Source organism: Kitasatospora sp. NPDC051914 (genome assembly GCF_040680995.1).
In the GTDB taxonomy this organism is placed as follows: Bacteria; Actinomycetota; Actinomycetes; order Streptomycetales; family Streptomycetaceae; genus Kitasatospora.
Window position 1 is genome coordinate 16,252 of record NZ_JBFAXX010000074.1, and the last position, 20,716, is coordinate 36,967.

Annotated in this window: 11 protein-coding genes and 1 pseudogene; 5 read left to right on the forward strand and 7 right to left on the reverse strand. The window is 70.6% G+C overall.

The features are described 5' to 3' along the window. Positions 1 to 7 precede the first annotated feature (7 nt). Positions 8 to 11,557, reverse strand: a complete 11,550-nt coding sequence (locus AB0M03_RS33990) for a LamG-like jellyroll fold domain-containing protein (protein WP_363499036.1) — start codon at positions 11,555 to 11,557, stop codon at positions 8 to 10. Positions 11,558 to 12,195: 638 nt separating this feature from the next. Between AB0M03_RS33990 and AB0M03_RS33995 the strand changes: the two genes are divergently transcribed. Further along, positions 12,196 to 12,687 (forward strand): BMP family ABC transporter substrate-binding protein, encoded by a 492-nt coding sequence (locus AB0M03_RS33995; protein ID WP_363499039.1) that lies wholly within the window; start codon positions 12,196 to 12,198, stop codon positions 12,685 to 12,687. Between the two features lie 360 nt (positions 12,688 to 13,047). Then, positions 13,048 to 13,434, forward strand: coding sequence for a hypothetical protein (locus tag AB0M03_RS34000; RefSeq protein ID WP_363499042.1), 387 nt, complete (start codon positions 13,048 to 13,050; stop codon positions 13,432 to 13,434). Positions 13,435 to 13,743: 309 nt separating this feature from the next. Here AB0M03_RS34000 and AB0M03_RS34005 read toward each other — a convergent pair whose 3' ends face one another. The 5 genes from AB0M03_RS34005 to AB0M03_RS34025 all read right to left on the reverse strand — a co-directional run bounded on the left by AB0M03_RS34005 (position 13,744) and on the right by AB0M03_RS34025 (position 17,593). Beyond that, positions 13,744 to 14,349, reverse strand: coding sequence for a competence protein CoiA family protein (locus AB0M03_RS34005; protein ID WP_363499045.1), 606 nt, complete (start codon positions 14,347 to 14,349; stop codon positions 13,744 to 13,746). Between the two features lie 451 nt (positions 14,350 to 14,800). After that, on the reverse strand, positions 14,801 to 15,394 hold the full coding sequence (locus tag AB0M03_RS34010) for a hypothetical protein (RefSeq protein ID WP_363499048.1): 594 nt from the start codon (positions 15,392 to 15,394) through the stop codon (positions 14,801 to 14,803). Between the two features lie 14 nt (positions 15,395 to 15,408). Then, positions 15,409 to 16,011, reverse strand: coding sequence for a hypothetical protein (locus AB0M03_RS34015; RefSeq protein ID WP_363499050.1), 603 nt, complete (start codon positions 16,009 to 16,011; stop codon positions 15,409 to 15,411). Positions 16,012 to 16,295: 284 nt separating this feature from the next. Then, on the reverse strand, positions 16,296 to 17,174 hold the full coding sequence (locus AB0M03_RS34020) for a DUF6083 domain-containing protein (RefSeq protein ID WP_363499053.1): 879 nt from the start codon (positions 17,172 to 17,174) through the stop codon (positions 16,296 to 16,298). Positions 17,175 to 17,329: 155 nt separating this feature from the next. Next, complete coding sequence (locus AB0M03_RS34025; RefSeq protein ID WP_363499056.1) at positions 17,330 to 17,593, reverse strand: helix-turn-helix transcriptional regulator; 264 nt, start codon at positions 17,591 to 17,593, stop codon at positions 17,330 to 17,332. A 634-nt stretch (positions 17,594 to 18,227) separates the two neighbouring features. On the opposite strand from AB0M03_RS34025, the gene AB0M03_RS34030 reads away from it, so the two are divergent. The 3 genes from AB0M03_RS34030 to AB0M03_RS34040 all read left to right on the forward strand — a co-directional run bounded on the left by AB0M03_RS34030 (position 18,228) and on the right by AB0M03_RS34040 (position 20,320). Then, entirely contained in the window at positions 18,228 to 18,758 is a 531-nt protein-coding gene (locus tag AB0M03_RS34030; protein ID WP_363499059.1) for a hypothetical protein, read from the forward strand. Positions 18,759 to 18,821: 63 nt separating this feature from the next. After that, complete coding sequence (locus AB0M03_RS34035; protein ID WP_363499062.1) at positions 18,822 to 19,685, forward strand: UvrD-helicase domain-containing protein; 864 nt, start codon at positions 18,822 to 18,824, stop codon at positions 19,683 to 19,685. Then, positions 19,652 to 20,320: a 3'-5' exonuclease gene (locus AB0M03_RS34040; RefSeq protein WP_363499065.1), complete on the forward strand. Its 669-nt coding sequence runs from the start codon at positions 19,652 to 19,654 to the stop codon at positions 20,318 to 20,320. Before AB0M03_RS34035 ends, AB0M03_RS34040 begins: the two co-directional genes overlap by 34 nt. Positions 20,321 to 20,565: 245 nt before the next feature. Here AB0M03_RS34040 and AB0M03_RS34045 read toward each other — a convergent pair. Then, positions 20,566 to 20,716, reverse strand: a pseudogene (locus tag AB0M03_RS34045) (IS5/IS1182 family transposase); the annotation flags it as partial.

Genomic DNA, 20,716 nt, shown 5'->3' on the forward strand with positions numbered 1-20,716 from the left:
TCCCAGCCTAACGTATGGGACGATTAAATCCAGCCCGATTCGCCGCCTCGATGAACTCGGGAAGCTTTGTCAGCATCTCATCGATTGCGGAATCATATTTCCCCGGGAACATACTCTTAACATTATCGATGTCCATTTGCAGTGCCTCTGTCAAGCGCCCCTGCCTGAGCAGGTAGGTCTGGTGTGCCCGATGGAGCTGACCCGCACGGCTACTTCCCCAGCTCTGCGTCTGCTTGTGATCGGCAATATCCATCTGAATGGTCAGGCCCTGACCCTCCGGCATTCCCCAAGCATCTTGAATTGACTGGCTAGCAGGCATGTGATTGCGCTCGATCACGCCCTGCTTGGCGTGCTGATCCTTGTACTGGCCTCCACGGTAGGGGCCACCGGTGACCGCGCAGGCTCCCGCGACCGGAGGGTTGATGTTGTGTACGAGAACCGACGTGTCACCTGCCGCCACATAGTACGTGTGGAGGTCGCCAATGGTGAGGTCGTACGTCGTTGCATCGGCGTGGTACAGCCGGACGGTGACAACCCGGACATCGCCAGCGGTGCTCTGGAGGATGTCCCCGGGGTGGAGGTCCTTGGCCTCGACGAAGGCGTGCTGGGTCTGGTCGTAGAAGGGGTGGTGGTAGGTGGTGGTGAGGGTGGCTTCGCCGGTGTGCGCGTCTGTGGTGCTGACGGCGGGCGCTGCCGTGGGTCCCTCTGCGGCTTGGGCCGGCTGTACGGATCCGCCGGCCCAGAGGGTCAGTGCGGCGGCGCCTGCGGCCAGGCCCAGAAGGGCCTTGCGGAATGCGCCTCCCGTGTTGGGTACTGCCTGGGGCGTCGTTTCGGCCTCGGTGACCGGGGCGACAGTCAGGTCGACGAAGTCGTGGTCGGTGGTGGTGACGATGACGTCGGTGACGGTGTGGGTCTCGGTGCCTTCCTTGCCGGGGACGGCGTTGGTGATCTCGTCGCCGGTCTTGATCTGGTCGATCGGCTTGGTGGTGCCATCGGCCATGAGGACCGGGGTCTCACCGGTGAAGCTGTGAGGGTCGGGGGTGGTGGGGCAGGAGGAGCTGGCACCGCCCTCTCCGGTGGCGCGGTGGCGGCCAGTGCCGGGTCCGGCGATCTCCCGGGCGCGGGAGCCGGCGTGGCTGAGGGCGCCGCCCATGGCTCCGCCGACGGCTCCGTCGACGGTCCCGCTGGCTGTCGCTTGCAGCGCTCCGGACCAGCTGCAGCCGGTGGCGTTGTCGGAGCAGCTCAGGCCGTAGTTGACGGCTCCGCTGGCTCCGCCGGAGATGCCGCCGACGGCGGCTTCCTCGAGGGTGCGGGTGACGAGCTTGGGGAGGATCTTGCCAAGGGCGGTCTGGGCGAGTTTGCCGCCGATGGCTCCGCCGGCCCAGCCTCCGATGGCTCCGCCGACGGCGCCGACGACGGCGGAGGTGGCGAAGGCGTTCAGCGAGCAGGCGCCCTGCTGGCCGCCGAGGCACTTGGCGCCCTGGTCGACGAGACCGGCCGCGGCACCCGCGAGGGCTCCGCAGGCGATGGCGCCGGGGACGGCACCCGCGCCGCCGGTCGCGGCGGTGACGACGGCTTCGCAGCCGACGAAGACGAGGGTGGAGACCGCGAAGGAGGCGATCGTCGCGGCGTGGGCCTTGACGTAGTTGAGTGTGGCGGCCGGGGCGTCCTTGACCGCGTTCCAGGTGGTGGAGGCGAGCTGCTGGGTGCCCTTGGCGACCACGCCGGCCGCCTTGCGCAGGGGCGCGGTGTAGGTGGCGGCGAGCCGTTTGATGCGGTTGTAGGCGTCGTTGAGGCGCTTGGTGGCCTCCCGCAGTTGACGGGTGAGCCGCTCGAGGTCGCGGGTGAAGGAGTTGACGGCGCTGTGGTAGGTGTCGACGACCCAGTCGACGGCGCTGTTGGCCTTGTCGACAACCCAGCTGGTGGCTGCCTGGACGGTGTTGGTGACGGTGTGCCAGCCGCGGCTGACGGCGCTGAGGGCCTTGGCGCCCCAGCTCTTGATGCTGCCCCAGATGCCGTGGCCGCTGGGGTCGGTGTTGGCGATCGGGTCGCCGTTGGCGTAGGCGAAGGGGTTGGCGGCGACCGAGTCGGGGTTGGGGCTGAGGGACCAGGTGTCCTTGTTCATGAACTGGCCGGCGCCGGGGTTGTACCAGCGGGCTGCCATGTTGACGCGGCCGGTGCTCTTCTCCGTCCAGCCGGACTGGTAGCCGAGCTGGCCGGTGACGGTGCCGGTGAGGACGGAGCCGAGCGGGTCGTAGGCGGTGGACGCGGTGAGGGCGGTGCCGGTGGCGGTGAAGTTGCCGACGACGTCGTCGTGCCGGTCGGTGAATGCCAGCACGCCGCTGCCGGCGGAGGCGCCGGGGGTGCTGGTGGCGAGGAGTTCGCCGCCGGCGCCGCGGCTGTAGGTGTTGGCGCCGTCGTAGGCGACGAGGTTGTCGGCGCCGGAGTAGGCGAAGGTGCGGGTCGAGGAGGTGCCCTGGTCGGTGATGACCCGGCCGAGGGCGTCCATGGTGTAGCGCTGGTCGCCCTGGAGGACCTGCTGGCCGAAGGCGTCGGAGGCGTTGGTGGTGTCGGTCTGGCCGACGCGGGTGTTGGTGAGGGTTCCGCGGGCGCTGTAGGTGTAGGTGGTGACGCCGTCGCCGGTGAGCTGGTTGCGGGCGTCGTAGGTGTAGACGTTGGCGCCGGAGCGGATGCGGTTGCCGGAGGCGTCGTACTCGTAGGCGGTGGTGGCGGTGCCGTTGTTCCAGGAGGTGAGCCGGTTGGCGTGGTCGTAGGTGTAGGTGTTGGTGGTGGCGCCGGCGAAGCCCTGGGTGGTCTTGCTGGTGGTGTTGCCCGCGGGGTCGTAGCCGTAGCCGATGGCGGCGATGGTGACCCCGCCGGGGGTCTTGAGGGTGTCGGCGGTGAGGCGGTGGAGCCTGTCGTAGTTGAAGGTGCGGGTGTTGCCGCCGGCGCCGTAGGCGATGCCGGCGGGCTGGGACAGGCTGTTGTAGGTGTACTGCAGGACGGTGTTGGTGAGGGGGTCGCTCGCGGTGTCGAGGCGGCCCGCGCTGTAGGTGTAGGTGGCGGTGCCGGCGGCGTCGGTGCGGGAGGTGGGCTGGCCGTCGGCGTTGTAGGCGAAGCTGCTGTCGCCGGCGCTGCCGGTGGCGGTCAGCAGGGCGCCGCGGTCGTTGTAGGTGAAGGTCTCGCCGGTGGCTGCGGTGGTGGTGCCGATGGCATCCGTGCGGGCGCCGGTGACGCGGCCGTCGGCGTCGTAGTCGAAGGAGCGGGTGGCGGTGTCGGCCTCGGCGCCGCTGCCGGACTGCGAGGTGACGCGGTCGAGGTCGTCGTAGCCGATCTGCTGGCGCACGCCGCCGGGGGCGATGGCCAGGGCGGCCCGGCCTGCCTTGTCGTAGACGGTGGTGGTGGTGCGGTCGGCGGCGGAGGTGTAGCTGTAGGCGGCGGTCGAGACGGCCGGCTCCAGCGTGGTCTCCGGCAGGTTCCACGCGTTGTAGCCGTAGATCCACTGGTTGCCGCGGCCGTCGGTGAATCGGGTGCGCTGCCCGGCGGCGTCGTAGCCGTAGCTGGTGGTGATGGAGGTGGTGTCGGTGACGGGCTCCACCTGGGTGATCAGGGCGCCGGTAGCGTCGTAGGTGAAGCGGGTGGTGTGGTTGTTGGGGTCGGTGGAGGACAGGACGCGACCCATGGCGTCGTAGGTCGCCGAGGTGCGGGACAGGACGGTGGTGCCGTCGGTGTCGAGCCGGCGGGTCTCGGCGAGGTTGCCGAGTCCGTCGAAGACCGCCTTGCTCCAGGTGCCGTCGGGGGCGCGGACGGCGGTGGTACGGCCTTCCACGTCGTAGGTGTACTGGGTGACGTTGCCGGCCGGGTCGGTGCTGGAGAGGACCTCGCCGACGTTGTTGTAGGCCGAGGAGGCGGTGACGCCCAGCTGGCTGGTGGTGGAGGCGAGGAACGCGCCGCCGGGGTTGGTGGCGGACGGGGCGTAGGAGTAGGTGGTGGTGGAGGTGGTCGGGGTCGGGTAGCGGTCGCGGACGCTGCTGGTGATCTTGCGTCCGAGCCAGTCGTAGGTGGTGAAGGCCTGGGCGCCGCCGCGGGTGGTGACGGACTGCGGGCGGCCGCTGGCGTCGTAGACGGTGGTGGTCTTGCCGCCGGCGGGGTCGGTGGTCTCGGCGAGGTCGCCGAGCTGGGTGTAGGTGTAGCTGGTGGTGCGGCCGAGCGGGTCGGTGCGCTTGGCGACGTGGCCGGCGGCGTCGTACTCGGTGGTGGCGACGGCGTCGGTGATGGTGCCGCTGCCGTCGGGCTTGGTGTAGTTGGGCAGCTTCTGCGAGACGGGGCGTGCGGCGGCGTCGTAGGCGGTGGTGACGGTGTTGCCGTTGGGGTCCTGGGTCTCGGTGGGGCTGCCGAAGGTGTCGTAGCCGACGGTGGTGACGGGGTGGACGGCGACCGGGGCGCCGCCGCCGACCTCGGCGTTGACGGTGGGCCGGCTGGTGAGGACCTGGTGGCCGGCTTCGTCGTAGACGTAGGTGGTGGTGTTGCCGGCCGGGTCGGTCATGCTCAGCGGCAGGCCGCGCTGGTCGAGCTTCCAGCTGACCGTCGACAGGGGGGCGGCGGCGGTGACGCCGCTGGTGCGGCCCGCGTTGTAGAGGTTGCCGACGTCGCCGGCGCTGAGGGCGGAGCGGTAGGCCTGGACGTTGGCGATCTGGCCGCTGAAGGTGTTGCCGGCCATGAAGCCGCCGCCGGCGAGCTTGACATTGCCGATCGACAGGGGTCCGCTGCCGGACCAGGGGCTGTTGTTGGTCGTGGTGGCGGCCAGTGACCCGTTGACGTACAGCTTCATGGACTTGTTGGTGGAGTCGAAGACGCCGACCAGGTGGGTCCAGGTGTTGGTCGCGGGGGGTGTGGGCGAGGTCGCCGAGGCGTAGGTGATGCCGGTGGTGGAATCCGCGCTGGGCGAGATGAACGTCCAGCCGTTCAGGCCCTTGGAGTACTGCAGGAAGAAGGTGCCGTGGTTGGCGCCGGTCTGCGCGAGCACGGTGTGGTAGGCGTTGGTGTCGGCGAGGTTCGCCCACGCGGAGACGGTGTAGGAGGCGGTGGGGTTGACCACCGGTCCGGTGGTGGAGATGGTCTGCCCGGCCGCGTTGTTGAAGCCTGCCGCGCTGTTGCCCCAGGTGACGCCGCCCGCGGCGGTGGCCGTGTAGTTGTTGGCGGTGGTGTCGGCGACGGTGGTGCCGGAGGTCTGGTCGAGCTTCCACGCCGCGGCGGCCTGCCGGGTGGTGCCGGCGACGGTGCCGCCGCCGCGGCCCGCGGTGTAGAGGGTGGCGATGTCGGTGTCGGTGAGCGGCCGCTGATAGGCCTGGACGTTGGCGATCTGGCCGCTGAAGGTGTTGCCGGCCAGGAACCCGCCGTTGGCGAGCTTGATGTTGCCGACCGCCAGCGGGCCGTTGCCGGACCACGGGCTGGGGTTGGTGCCGGTGGCCGCGAGCGATCCGTTGATGTACAGCTTCATGGAGCCGGTGGCGGAGTCGAAGACGCCGACCAGGTGGGTCCAGGTGTTCGTGGCGGGTGCGCCGGTGGCGGTCGCCGAGGCGTAGGTGACGCCGGTGGTGGAGTCGCCGCTGGGTGCGATGAACGTCCAGGCGTTCAGGGCCTTGGAGTACTGCAGGAAGAACGAGCCGTGGGCGTTGCCGCTCTGGGCGACGATCGTGTGGAAGGAGTTGGTGTCGGCGAGGTTGGCCCAGGCCGAGACGGTGTAGGACGTGGCGGTGTTGAGGACCGGGCCGGTGGAGGTGACGGTCTGCCCGGCGGTGTTGTTGAAGCCTGCCGCGCCGTTGCCCCAGGTGACGCCCGCGGCGGTGGCGGCGGTGTTGCCGTTGCCGGTGGCATCGGAGACCGCGGTGCCGGAGGGCTGGTCCAGGGTCCACCAGGTGACGGGGCGTCCGACGGTGTCGTCCTGGATGGAGGTGCTGGTCTCCTGGCCCATCGCGTCGTAGGTGTGGCTGGTGGTGCGGGTGCTGCCGGTGGCGTCGGTCAGCCGCTCGATGGCCACGTGGTCGTCGGGCGTGTAGGAGATCGTGGTGGTGCGGTTCACCCCGGCCGGGTCGACGGTGGAGGTGGTGGCGCGGTTGGCCGCGTCGAAGCCGGTGCGGGTGGTCGTCGCGCCGTTGTTGGCGGCTTGCTGGACCAGGTTGCCGGCGGCGTCGTAGGTGTTGTTCTGCAGCACGAAGCTGTGGGCGCCGGTGGGGTCGGTGCGGGTGACCGTCGCGGTCAGCCCGTTGTCGGTGTAGGTGTACTGGGTGATGTTGCCGCTGGCGTCGTAGAGCTTGGACAGGCGGCCGGCCGGGTCGTAGGAACGGGAGGACAGCACGAGGTCGCCCGCCGCGTGGGTGGGGTCGCCGGCGTAGTCCTTCAGGGTCTGGGCGGTGACGCGGCCGAGCGCGTCGTAGGCCGTGTCGGTGGTGGTGCCGTCGGCGGCGGTCTCGCTGGAGCGCATGCCCCGCGCGTCGTAGCGCAGCGTCGTCATCCTGCCGACGGCGTCGGTGCTGGTCTCCAGCTGTGCGTACTGGTTGTAGGTGTTGCTGACGACCCTGGGGGCGTCGCCGCCGGTCAGGTCGGAGACGGTCTGGGACAGGGTCAGGCCGTCGGCGTCGAAGGTTGTGGTGGTCTTCGCGGTGTGGACGGCGCCGGTGACCCGGTTGGTGGTCGGCGGGTCGGTGCGGGTCTCCTGCTGGCCGGCCTTGTTGTAGGTGAAGGTGGTGGCCAGACCGGCCGGGAAGCTGTCGGAGACGACGGTCTTCTTCAGGATCTGGCCGAGGTTGTCGTACTCGAAGCGGGTGACCATGCCGGTCGGGGTGGTGACGGAGGCGATGTCGCCGTTCTTGTAGTAGCTGACGGCGGTGACGGCGCCGCCGGGCGAGGTGGTCCTGTACGGCAGGCCCTTGGGGGCGAAGCCTCCGTCGGCGGCGGCGACAGTGGTGCCGTCGGTGTAGGCGACGGTGGTGGTGCGGCCGCTCGGGAAGCCCGCGACGGGCGGGGTGGTGACGCCGGTCTGGTTCCCGTTGGCGTCGTAGCCGTACGAGGTGACGTAGGTCGGGTCGTCGGCGTTCGCGGACCGGCCGTCGCGCATGGTGGCGGGCAGGTCGTTGAGCGGGCTGGGCGACAGCTTCACCGTCGTGGCGTCCGGCAGGAAGGTGAAGTAGGAGGTGGAGCACTTCTGCGCGGCCTGGTTCTGGCAGGTCGTCTTGGAGACGACGTTGCCGCGCACGTCGTGGCCGGTGGTGGTGACGTTCCCGATCGGGTCGGTGACGGTGCGCAGGAAGCCGGAGGTGTCGTAGCCGTAGGTGGTTCGCTCGCCCAGCGCGGTGGTCTGGGCGATCATGCGGTTGCCGTTGTGGACGTCGTACTCGTAACCGATGGTGCCGCCGCCGGGCTCGGTGACGGCGATCCTCTGCACGGGGTTGAGGCCGTTGCTGTTCTTGCCGGCGGTGTAGTGGGCGCCGGCCTGGGCCGAGCTCAGCTGGGTGCGGTAGAAGGCCACCTCGGCGATCGAGCCGGGGAAGTAGCCGCCCGGGCTGGTGGGGGCGTTCGACCAGCCGGTGGCGTTGCCCGCGCCGACGTACACGTAGCCCTGGGAGGCGGGGGCGCTCATGGCGCCGGTGCTGGAGCCGACCGCGGCACCGTCGAGGTAGAGGGTCTGGGCACTCGAGGAGGCGGCGAGCACGACGTGGTGCCACTTGCCGTCGTTGACCTTCGGCGGGCCCGTGACCTGCGGCAGGTTCCAGAACTTGCCGCGCAGCTTGCCGTCGGTGCCGACGTAGAGCGCGGGCACCCAGCTGGTCTGGGTCGGCGAGGTCAGGGGTGAGCCCTGGTAGCCGAACAGGACGCCGCCGGCGGTGCTGCCGGCGTTCATCTTGAACCACATCTCGGCCGAGTTCGGCCCGGTCGTCAGCTGCACGGACGAGGGCAGCTGCAGGTAGGAGGAGGTGCCGTTGAAGGTCGCGGCCGTGGTGTCGCCGAACGGCCCGGCGTCGCCGAGGGTGACGCCGGAGTAGGTGGCCGCACCGGAGTTGATCTCGTTCACGGCCGAGGCCGCGCCTGCGGCCTCGCCGAGCCGGTAGTAGTTGGCCGGGGAGGCGCCCATGACGGCCGAGCGGTAGACCTGGCTGGAGCCGGTGATGGTCGGCACCGCCGGGGTCCAGTTGCCGCCGTTCTCGTCGGTGAGCTTGGTGACGGCGGCGGTGGCCGGGTCGTAGGTGATGTCGGCGAACGTCTTGCCCGAGGCGCGGGAGACCTTGTTGAGGAGCTGGGCCGGGTTCTTGCCCGTCTGGTAGAGGGCGGTGACGTCGGCCTGCTGCAGCGGCTTGTCGTACCAGGCGGCCTGCGCGATCGACCCGTTGAAGTAGGCGGCGATCTGCTTGCCGGTGGCGACGGTGGGGTGGTTGGGCCACTCCGCGCTCAGGTAGCCGGTGCCGAGGTAGACCTGGTTGAACGCCCACGCATTCGCCACCGTATAGCCGGCGGTGCCGAACCCGGGGGCGTCCGCGCCGACCTTCTGGCCGTCCAGCCACATCCGCTGGTTGTTCCAGGAGCCGGACAGCACGACGTGGTGCCAGTTGCCGTCGTCCACCAGCTGGTTGCTGGGGGTCGTGATGGGTGTGGGGGCCTCGTTGTTGGTCCAGAAGATGCCGTTGAGGCGCCCGGCGCTGTCGACATACAGGGCCGGCACGAAGTTGCCGAGATCCACCGACGGCTTGATCGGGTCGTCGGAGTAGGAGAACAGCACGCCGTTGCGGGTGGTGGTCTTGAACCACAGAGAGATCGTCTGTGCGGACGACGCCCCGATGCCCAGGCGTGGCAGCTTCACCTGGGAGGAGGTGCCGTTGAAGCCGGCGGCGGTCGCGGTGCTACCGGCCAGCGGGCCCGGCTGGCCGAGGGTGACGTCACGGTAGGTGCCGTTGTCCGCGCCCTGCTGGGTGAGGACCGCGCTGGCCGCGACCGTGCCGGAAGCCTCCGACAGCGGCCACAGGCTGGAGGCGTCCTGGTCGAGGACGAGGTTGCGGTACTGCGAGGCGCCCGCGTAGGCGTACGTGGTGCAGGCGGTGGTGCTGATCGGCGAGCACACCCGGGTCAGCTGGTCGCCGGTGTAGCCGTAGGTCCACACCCGGGCCGTCGACGCGTCGCCCAGGACCTCGGGGTCGGTGGTCACCGTGGCCACGTGCGTGGCGAGCGCCCCGGCGGGCTTGGCCCATGTGAGGGTCAGGGTGCGGCCCGATGCGCTCGAGGTGAGCTTGGTGACCGTGCCGCTCGTCCAGGTCAGGTTGAGGGCGCGGCCGTTGGCGTCGGCCACGGACGTCAGCCCGTACGCGCCGGTGCCCAACGACTGGGTGAAGGTGTAGACGGTGGCGTTCTTGTCGGTCAGCGAGTAGCCGCCGGTCACGGTGCGCAGCGTGGCGAAGCGCCCCTGGGGCGGGGAGAAGGTGTTGTCGGAGTTCTTGCCGAAGCCGACCGCGGAGCCGTCGGGGTAGGTGACGACGACGCTGGTCATGGCACCGGAGGCGTCGGGCTGTTCGGTGAGTTTGGCGTCGACGATGCTCGACCAGCCGGCGCCGAAGCCGCCGGTGGTGCGGGGGTCGCGGGAGTTGTAGTCGCGCTCGATGGACAGGCTCGGGCCCGGGGAGGAGATGTCGGCGTCGGTGGCGGTGGTGGTGTAGTTGCCGATGCTGGGGCTGAGACCGTGGTCGTCGGTGTTCTGGGACAGGCCGGAGATGATCTGCGGCTGCGGGACCTGGGTGGTGAGGGCGTTCCAGACCGGGTTCGGGGAGTAGCCGATGCCGTCGTAGGCCTGCACGGTCCAGTAGTAGGTCTGGCCCCAGACGAGCTTGCCGGCCGGTACCGTCCAGTTGCCTGCACTGGTCGAGACGTCTCCGGTGATCAGGCCGGATTCTGCGATCTTGGTTCCGGACTCGTTGTAGACCTGGAAGGCGAACTTCGGGGTGGGCGGCGGAATCATGCCGGGGTCGAGCTGTGCGGTCGCGGACAGCAGAGGGGTGAGGGTGTTCGCCGCGAAACCGTTGACCGGGGTCTGGATCAGGACCTGGGGCTGCAGCATGTTGCTGTAGGTGATCGTCAGTGAGGGGAAGGCACGAGGGTTGTACATGGAGCCGAACTTCATGTAGTGCAGCGTGTCGGTGTTCGGCGCGTACAGGGCCAGGCCGTAGTCGGGGCTGGCGCCGGTGGCCCAGCTGTTCAGTGTGGCGGCGGGGAGGCTGACGGTGAAGTCGTCGCCGACGGCGGGGTCGCCGGCCGTGTTCGCGCAGGCGTTGGTGACGGAGGCCGGCTTGCCGGTGGCGATGGAGGCACCGTAGGCGGGTCCGGGGTAGCCGGTCACGCCCGCCGGGGTCCAGGCCGTGTTCACGGCTGCCACATTGAACGTCTGGGGGGTGCAGCTGGAGGCGTAGGTGACGCGGAGGTTGAGCTGGGCGGAGGAGACGGTGGCACTGGAGTTGTCGAGGCCGAGCTTGGGGAAGGCGAGGTAGGACGTGGCACTGTGCGGACCGGCGTCGTACGAGCCGATCTTGATTTCCTGCTCGGTGGAGTGGTCGCCCTCGGGCACGCCGGACTGCGCGTAGGTGCTGACGGCCTGGGAGGTGAAGGTCGTCGGGTCGACGGTGACGGGGAAGACCCGCTCGGGCGCGTGCAGCCATGCCCCATCGAGGCTGACGACCAGCGAGGTGCGGCCGCCGGTGGTCTGCAGGCGGTAGGTGACGTTGTGGGTGGTGGCCGGGTCGGCGGAGCGCGGGTCGATCTTGGAGTCGAAGGCGTAGCCGTGCGGGATGACGGCCGCCACGGTGCCGTCGGCGGCGCGCAGTTCGACGGATCCCGCGTCGGTGAGGTGGGCGGTGAGCCCCTGCAGGTCCAGGGGGAAGGTCCAGGTGGTCGCCGCCTTGGCGGAGCGCAGGACGATCGATTCCTTCACGCCGGCCGGGGAGGCGGTCAGCTTGAGGTCGGTGTCCGGGGCGACGGCGGGGTAGACGGCGTCCGCCCCCGATGCCTGGGCAGTGGAGTCGGCTGCGCCCTGCATGGCGAAGGAGAGCGAGCGGCCGCCGTCCAGGGCGAGCCTGGCCAGGGCGGGGTCGTTGGCGTTGGCAGCGAAGTCCGCGCCCTGGGCGGCGGCCTTCTGCTGCCAGCGGCCGGAGGCGGCCTTGGTCAGGGTGCTGTCGGTTTTCTGCCAGTTGCCCTGGGCCTCCTGGAAGTTCACCGGAGCCGGGTAGAGGCGGCGGGTGTGGGAGCCGTCGGGGTTCTCGAAGTAGTCCGAGGTGCTGGTCGACTTGTCCGCGCGCCGCTTGCTGGCCTTGGCGTCGAAGCCGGTCACGGTTGCACTCAGGCCCTGGGGCACCTTCGCGGCGTGGGGCTCGTACGCGGCGAGTTCGCCGTGTCCCTTGCCCGGTGCGTGGCCGGCGCCGCCGCCGGCCCGGGTGTCGGCTGCCGAGGCGTCATGGCGCTTGCCGGACGCGGTCCCGGTCTGCTGTTTGGGCAGCGCCCCCCCCAGTGCGGCTCGCCCTTCCACAGGTCGGCGATCCATGTCTTGAGGCCGTTCATCGAGACCGGGGGCAGGGTCTCGCCGCGTGCGGCCGCCGACTCCGTGGACAGCAGCAGGGCGATCGCGGTGAGCACGATGAGTGCCACCTTGCGGGCCCACCCGCTTCGCGGGGAGAACAGGAACCGAGCAGACCGCGTACGCCGCGAGGGCATGACCGCTCCAGGAGTGCATTACAGACAGAGACGGCCCGAACACTCCCCTACGTGATCATGCAGCGCCAGACCGATATCGGAACGATCTCCGATGTTTATGTTTTGTTTACAACTCGCGGGAAAGTTGCGGCACTTCCTTCCCCTAGGGCGCGATCGGTCCGATTCGCGCGCATCACACCGATTCGTAGCCAATTCATCGCCGAGCGCGCCCAGCAGCGCCTCCAGCTGCAGACTTGCTTCGCAAATGGGGCATTTTCCCTGCAGGTTTACTTGATCTCAGTCCGTCAATTCAGCGGCCCAGGCGGCCACCCGGACCAATTCGGTTCGAATGCAGTCCTCCTGGCTGACAGACAGTGGGTCCGGCACGGAACAAGGACATCCCGCTTCCGCCCATTGCCGTTTTCCGGACACCCGCCTCCCGGAAGCCGGCGGCGGGATGCGAGGATGCGCGCCATGACGAGAACCAGGATCGCCATCGCGGCGGCCGCGGCCCTCGGCCTCGGCATCCTGCTGGCCGTACTGCTCTGGCCCTCCCCGCCCGCTCCCCCGCGCGCCCGCCAGTACACCGCGCAGCAGGCCTGCCTCCTGACCGACCAGCACGGCGTGAACGGCCCGGAGGCCGCCGAGGCCTGGGCCGCCCTGCAGCAGGCCTCGACCGCCACCAGCGCCAAAGTCACCAGCCTTCCGGTCGTGGGCGAGCCCACCCTCGGCAATGCCCTGCCCTACGCCACGACCCTCGTCGCACGCCACTGCACCGTCGTCGTCGCCGCGACCACGATCGAGGCACAGGCCATCGCCCAGATCGCCCCGGCCTACCCCAAGACCCGTTTCCTCGTCGTCGGTACGGGCAACCCCACCGCCAACCTCACCGTCCTCGCGCCCTCATCCGACGCCAGAACCCATCTGGCCGACACCCTCACCGCAACCCTCAAAAGCCTCAACTGACCGCCGGCCCGGGCGGGAAGCACACCCTCCAGCCATCCGGATCCGGTGACCCGCACTGGCACCACAGAACGCGCAACTCGTGACGGGCCCCCCGGAACCCGAACAGCCCGCGCGTGTTCAGCGAAAAAGGCAGGACTCGAACCTGCGCCGACGCGACCTCTACAGCCCCCAGTCCGCCCGCTGCCTCGACCTGCTCAACTTCAGCACAGCCAGCGGCCACCAAACCGGCGCTCCGGACCTGCAACGGCGGCCCCAACCGACACTGGACCATCCCGCACGCATCTGACCCCGCGCAAAAACCCAGGTGGGGTTGCCCCCAACACCCCCACCCCCACTCCCCATCGTCTTTGAAGGAGCCCCGTGCTGCTCGCCGCCACCACCACTGACACCGGAACCGACCCGATCGCCTACATCGTCGTCCTGCTCATCGCCGCCGGCGCCCTCGTCTACGGCTCCTTCCTCACCTTCGACATCCGCGGCTACCGCACCCGCAAGCAGGCCGAATGGGACCGCGCCACCGAACGCGCCAAGCTCCGCGACCTCAACTACCAGCCCTCCCCCCTTCCTCGGCGTCGCCGGCAAGCCCCGCCTCACCGGCATCTTCCTCATCACCTGCGGTCTGCTCCTGCTCCCCCTCATCGCCTTCCTCTACATCGCCAACGGCTGACCCACCCACGAAGCCAAACAGCAGCACGAAGGCAGAGCCAACCGACCTCGGAGTCAGGCGACACGAGCCCACCGTCCTGACCGCAGCGACGCAAGGATCCTCCGCGTCATCCCCTCGCCAGGACTGGCCAGCCTCTCGAACCCGGGCCAACCCGAGGGCCGCCACCCGCCACAGGGTGCCGGCCCTTCGGCATCACCAAGCACCAATAACCCAGTGGCGCGGGACAGCTGCACAGGTCCGCTACCGGGCAATAGCCGCACCCCAGGCCGGGCAAGACACGTAAGACCCGAGGAAGGTGCCGCGTGAGCACGCACCCGTCCTGCCGTTGGCCCTCACTTCGGCGGTGCTCCCGGTCGTCGTGCTCACCGAGGTGATCCCCGACTGTGGCATCACCCGGTGAGCGGCACACCGATGCCCACCGCTATCGACCGCGACCTCGTCTTTTCCTGTACGGGGTCGATGACGGGCATGCCCTGGTTGAAGCGTCTGGCCACCCAGAGCATCTCCGCGGGGATCCGGACCTCGACGTCGGGCGCAGCGTTCATGAGTGCGGCGGCGGGGTGGCTGGTGAACAGCCAAGCGGTCGCGTCGTAGCCGAGCTGTCGGTCCAGGCGGGTGCGAGCCTTCATCGTGTCGACCCGGATGGCGGCGTCCTGAACTTCGACGGCCACGAGGCGGTAGCGGCCCCGAGCGATCTCGACGGCCACGGCAACGTCTACCCGGCGTCCCTCCGCCTGGCGGGGCCTTTCGGTCATCACCCGGTAGCCCCGGGTGGCGAACTCCTCGGCCAGGACCTGCTTGGCCAGCAGGTGCCGCCAGCTGTCGCCTTCGGCGGTGGGGCAGTCGGAGCCGGGCGCATGGGCGAAGTGTGCATTGACCTTGACGCCCCGCCTGAGGAAGACCCGGCACTCGCACATCGGGCAGGAGAACACACCGGCCGCGAGGTCTCGGCCTGCCTGCACCCGCTGCCCCTGGGAGTCTGCGGCGATGAACACAGTCTCACCTTCCCCTGCGCGCACACCGGGGGATGACAAGTATGCGGATCCACAACAGTCTCGAGGTGCGGGCTCGGGGAGGCGAAGGAGCCGGGAGGCGGCAAGGCGCCGGGGTGGGGGCGCGGTTCGGCGGAGAGCCGGATGGGTGGCAGCGGTGGCACGCATGCGGCTGGTGGGACCGTCGAAGCGGCGGCCGCGGGTCTGGTGAGCAGAGGGATGCAGGCCCGGGGTCAGGCCGCGCCGCCATGACCCAAGCTTCCCCTCAGCCCCGCTGACATCGCGCGGGCACGGGTCCGGGCCGGAGCGAACGCCCGGTGCGGGGCCGCGCAGCGGCCCCGCACCTGACCGCATCGGCCCGCAACCGAGCCTCTGGTGGTGCCTGAGCAAGGGAGCCGCCATGGGCCTGGAGTTCTGCGAGTCGTGAGCCAGGGCGGCACCGGATTCACGCTTGTCAGGGGGACGGTCGGGTGGCTCGACCAGCTGTGATGTAGAAGTACCGCCCGTCGCGCCAGGTCTGGACGGAGTCTCCGAGCGTGGTGGCACTTTCCTTGGCCGGGGCGCCTTCCAGTCGGACCGCCATGGCGTTCTCGGAGCAGCCGAGCGACAGGTAGTCGAAATAGGGGGTGGAAATTCCGGAAGACCGACTGTAGGGGGTTTCGATAATTCCTCCGGGGAATTCCTTGCGGTCGACCGTCGGGGATATTTCGCCGATGGGCCTGGGGGCGCCGAAACTGGCCGCTCCAGCGCCTCCCGCCGGGGCGGTTGCCGGCGGGAGCAGCAGTGCTTCGCAGCGGCCGGCTCTCAGTGCGAGGACGATGCGGGCGCCGGGGAGGTCGGCGAGTCCGATGATCTTTGCGTGTCCGGTGGCGGGGGGCGCGTCGGCGGCGGCCTGGACGTCCGGGGTGACGGGCGCGGGGGCGAGTTGCTCGAGTGCCCAGGGACCTTTCGGCCCGTCAGGGGGCGGGGGGCTTGCGGGTGTGCAGGCCGCGAGCGCGGCGGCCAGAACGGCCGCCGCGCCCACTGATGTCTTCGATCGGTAGTGCATGCTCGGTCTGGCTCCTAGGAGGAGTGGTCGTAGCAGAAGCCGGCGGGGTGCCTGACCTCGCCCCAGCCGATCTGCCGGCCCATCTGGGTGTTCCACACCTCGAAGGTGTAGTAGTCGTAGAGCGGGAAGGCCTTGATGTAACCGTACTTGCCCGCGGGGACGGTGTAGGCGCCGGCCTCCGTCTTGGTGACGGTGTCCGTGACGCTGAATCCGACGGTGGCGCCGACCTTCCACGGCGAGATCGACACGCTGGCGTTCCAGGTGGTGGCGATGGCGCGGCTCTGAGTGAGGGTCAGCGTCATGGGCCCCCAGCCGGTCGCCTGGTCGATGGTGTTGGTGCCGCACGTCTCGCCGTTGTACTCGCCGTTCTTGGCGATGGTGAAGGCGTCGTCGGTCACGACCGAGGGTGCGGCCTGGATCGCGCCGTCCTTGGGCGGGATGACGGCCGGGATCCGCCGGTCCACCGTGAGCCGGTGGGTTGCGGGCGTCGCGGTCTTCGCCGGGTGGGCCTTGTCGCCGGGGGCGGGTTGGGCCGCCAGTGCGGTCGGTGTGCCGAGGGCCGCGAGAGCCGCTACACCGGCAGAAATACCGACTATCCGGCGAATTGCATTCCGCATGGGTTCATCCTCCATCATTCTCCGCTTGCCCGACCTTCGTGCGGGCACGCTCAAACAATGTCGGCAATTGAAGATCGACTCAAACGTTCGACTGGAAATTTGAGCAACGCCTGAGCATTTTGAATTCAGGCCGCGGAATTCCCTGTTTCGCTTACGCGAGTCGCGTGAACCGTGCGGTTCGCAGTCGACATGTCATGTACAGTGCGCCAGCTCTGCTCGCCGCTCCCCCGCCGGCGCCTCGGCACCTCAGCACCTGGACGAGAACGAGCCCAGCCCGTGACAGCTCACTCGACACCGCGGGCCGCCGCACCGGGGAGCGTTCGGCGGATGTGCTGGTGGTGGCTATACGGGTCGAAGACCTGCCACTGGGTCAGGGCCACGTCCGCGGCACGGCTCGGGGCGTGGACGGTGCAGTGCTGGCTGCGCCAGCGCAGCTGCTCGCCATAGGGCTGGTGGCCGAGGTGGTAGACGGCCATGAGGGTGTCGGTGAGGTGGCTGGCGAGGTGCCCGGGGCTCGTGGGGGCGGGGTCGGCGGGGCGCAGGACCCAGCGGCCGGCCGGGGGCCGGGTGTCGATCGTGTTGGTGCAGCGGGTGCGGCGCAGGGTCTGGGCGATGCAGCGGACGGTGTGGAGGGGGCCGGGGGCGAGGTAGTCGGTGTGGAGGAAGTGGACGACCGGGCGCTGCGGTGCGCTCTCGGGGTCCGGGGTTGGCACGCCGGGGGTTTCGGGTGGTGGGGCGGGGGTGAAGCCGTGGTCGGTCAGGCGGCGGGTGCGTACGGCGAGTTGGCGGCGCAGGGCGTCGAGCTCGGGGGTGGTGGGGCGGGTGGGGTCGACGGGTTGGGCGGGGCAGATGCGGGGGTGGGCGATGCGGCACCAGGGTTGGCCGCCGGCGGTGGGGTGGGCGATGCCGGCGGCGATGTTCCAGCGGGCGTCGGCGGGGACGTGGGGGGTGGGGAGTTCGGCGGGGTGCAGGGGCAGGGGGCGGCTGTCGGTGCGGTAGCACCATTCGACGGGGTTTCCGCAGGATCGGCAGGCGGCGAGTTGGGCGGATCGCAGGAGGCGGCTGGGGCTGTCCGGGTCGATGCGTAGCAGGCGGGTGGGGCCGCGGCCTTTGCGGGTGCCGTCCCAGTTGAAGCCGGGCGGGGTGCAGGGGGTGGGTGGCATGCCGGGGAGGCTGGCACGGGGCAGGCGGAAGCTCGGTGGGGCGTGGGGCAGCTGTCGCCCGAGCGGCGGAGAGGGGTCGTAGGCCTGGTCCGGGGCGGGGTGTGTGTTCGAGTCCGGGTTCCCGTTCGGGTGGTCGCCGAGGCGGTGAGTCCGGTTCAGGCCGGGGGCTGCTGGGGTGGGGTGTGGCCTTCGCAGAGGGCGGCGGTGAGGTCGCCGAGGGGGATGTTGAAGGCGTGGGCGAGGGCGTGCCAGGTGGCGAGGGTGCCGATGGTGCGGCCCTGCTCGATTTCGATGACGGTGCGGCGTGACAGGCCGCTGTGCTCGGCGAGTTGGTCGTAGGTCCATCCGCGGTCGGCCCGGTGCCGTGCGAGCCGGCGGCTCAGCGCGGGGAGGTTGGGGTCGGGCGGCGGAGTGATCACTGTGCTATCGCACGGTGCAGACCCCTGCCCTGTCAGTGCAGACCTCTGCCCTATTTTGCGGGCCTTTCGCGGGCCGCCGACGGTGCAGGGGTCTGCACTACGGTGTCGCCGCCCCGAACCGCGGGGCCCGGATGCGCAGACGGAGGAACGATGACAGGGAAGGGCGGCATGCACGATGCAGGGCAGCAACGCCCCCGTGTGGGGCGGCGCGTGGTCGGTGGTAATCGATCCCCAACGGCGCCAGCTGCGGTGCGGATCGCACGGCTGCACCGGGCCTCGCAGGCCAGCCCGCGGTGCGCCCCTGCCGGGCCTGGTGCTCTCGCACCTGGCGGAACACGCACGCCGCGAACAGCCGCCCGCCCATCTGCGCACCTGCTGCTGCCGCAGCGGCGGCTGCCGGTGGCACGGCCGCAGCCCGGGCTGCGGCGGCGAGGTGTCCCTGGTGGTGTTCCGGCGCAGCGGAGGTCGGGCCTGGCATCTGGCGAACGTGTGCCGCACCTGCGCGGGATCCATCCCGCAGGCAGCCCCGGTCCCCTCCCCCACCGACGGGCCCGAACCGGTTGCGCCGGGGTCTGCGGCCCGACGTCCGCGCGGTGGCGGGGAGGCCCGCGGGGAGACGCAGCAGCGTGCGGCGGTGCGCGCCGCACTCGGCTACACCGCCGCGTCACTGCCGACGGGTGTCGGTGCCGAGGCACGGCTGCTGGCGGTGGTGTGTGCGCTGCGGGTGCGGCGCAGCGGGTGGGCTCCGCTGCCCGGCGGGCTTGTGGGCTCGCTGCGGCTTGCAGCGCCGGGGCGGGCGGTGGGCGAGCTCGCGGAGTCAGGTTGGTTCGAGGCCGCGGGGCCGGGACGGTGCGGGTCGGGCGTGTGGGTGGCGGAGCTCGCGGGGCGGCCGGGCGGGCTGCGGGCCGGCCAGTGGGCGCTGCGGATGCTCGCCCGGCCCGGTGTCGCCGCGCTGCAGGTGCCGGGGCGGCTGGCGGCGCTGGCCGTGGCGGCGTGGGCGGAAGGGCCGGGCGAGCCGTTCGTCCTCGACGCCGCACAGGTGGCACGGTCGTGCGGTCTCACGGTGGACCAGTTCACCGGCCGGCTGATGTCGGTGCGCGACGCCGGTGTCGTGGCGGGCTGGGTCCTGTCGGCGAACGGCCTGCTGACCTGCCGGGCCGTGTGAGCGGCGCCGGACCGGGAGGGCCGTCCGGTGTCCGGCAGCCGGGCCGTGCCGGGAGGTGGCGGCGTGGGGCTTGAGCCGACCGGCGAGCAAGCGGCCGCGGTGCGAGCGTTCACCGCGGGCGAGGACCTGGTCCTCCAGGCCGGGGCCGGCACCGGCAAGACGACGACACTGCAGATGCTCGCGGACGCCGACCAGCGGCGCGGCCTGTACGTGGCGTTCAACCGGTCCGTCGCCGACCACGCCGCAGCCCGCTTCCCGGCCCGTGTGCGGTGCACCACCGCCCACGCGCTCGCCTTCCGCGCCGCCGCCGGCCCCTACCGGCACCGCCTCGGCGGCGTACGGATCCCCTCCCGGCAGGTCGCCGCAGCCCTCGACATCACCCGCCGGCTCACCCTCGGCGGCCTGGACGTAGAACCTTGGACACTCGCCCACATCGCCCTGCAGACGGTGCGCGCGTTCTGCTGGTCCGCCGACACCGACCTCGCCCTGCACCACGTGCCCGTCCAGCGCGGCGCCGAAGACCCCGACATCCACCAGGCCCTGGCCAAGGCCGTCCTGCCCCACGCCCACCAAGCGTGGCAGGACGCCACCGACCCGGACGGCCGCGCGATCCGCTTCGAACACGACCACTACCTCAAGATGTGGCAGCTGAGCCGGCCCCGGCTGCCCGGCGACTACGTGCTCCTCGACGAGGCCCAGGACACCAACCCCGTCCTCGAATCCGTCATCCATGCCCAGCGCGGCCACACCCAGCTCGTCCTGGTCGGCGACTTGGCCCAGCAGATCTACGCCTGGCGCGGCGCCCGCGACATCATGGCCCACTCCCCCGGCACCCGCCTGTGTCTCACCCAGTCCTTCCGTTTCGGGCCCGCCCTCGCCGAGGAGGCCAACCGGTGCTGGAAGCGGTGGACGCACCGCTGCGGCTGACCGGCCACGATGGCACCGACACCCGCATCGGTCCGCTGGAGCGCAGCGAGGCGGTGCTGTGCCGCACCAACGCCGGCGCCCTGACCGATGCCATGCACCACCTCGCCAAGGGGCGGCGGGTCGCGATCGCGGGCGGCGGCGCCGAACTGCGCTCCCTCGCCCTGGCCGCCCGCGACCTGAAAGCCGGACGCGGCACCGGCCACCACGAACTGTTCCTGTTCAAGACCTGGGAGGACCTGCGCGACTACGCACACGAAGACCCGGCAGGCCGCGACCTGCAGCCCTGGGTACGCCTGGTCGACGACCTCGGCCCCGACACCATCCTCACCCTCCTCACCAGCCTCGGCCCCGAACACGCCGCCGCCGTCACCGTGTCCACCGCCCACCGCGCCAAAGGCCGCGAATGGTCCACCGTCCGCGTCGGCGACGACTTCCCCCAACCCGAGACCGGCGCCGACGGCCAACCGGCCCCTCTCCCCCGCGCGGAAGCACGCCTCGCCTACGTCGCGATCACCCGTGCCCGCCACCACCTCGACCCCGGCAGCCTCGACCACGCCCGACAATCTGGCTCGGCCGGGCCCTGTGGGCGGAGCGAGGCGATGATGCTTCCCCCGGCCGCACCTGCAGGCGGATAGCCAGGGGATCCAACCGCGCTCAGCGCTGTGGTTCAACAGCTGCGGAAGCTCGGGCCAGAGCCAGCCCGGTGGGCTCGCATCGACCGACACGGAGCCGACCCGATAATCCGATTCAGCTCAGGACTGCGACATGCCCAGTCAGTCTCACACTCCCAAGGCCGACCCTCGTTTCGAAGGGACGGTCCAGCATCATTGGAACCGGTACCGCAGTCGGCTGGTTCGAACGGGCACTCAATGAGCTTCTTTCATCCTGGGTTTTCCCAGGTCAGGAGGGTGGGGACGGCGGCGATGGTTCGGCTGATGCGGTTGGTCGAGCATCGGGCCCGTCGTAGGAGTCGCCAGGATTTCAGCTGGGCGAAGGCGCGTTCGCCGGGCGCTCGGAGGCGGGCGTGGTCG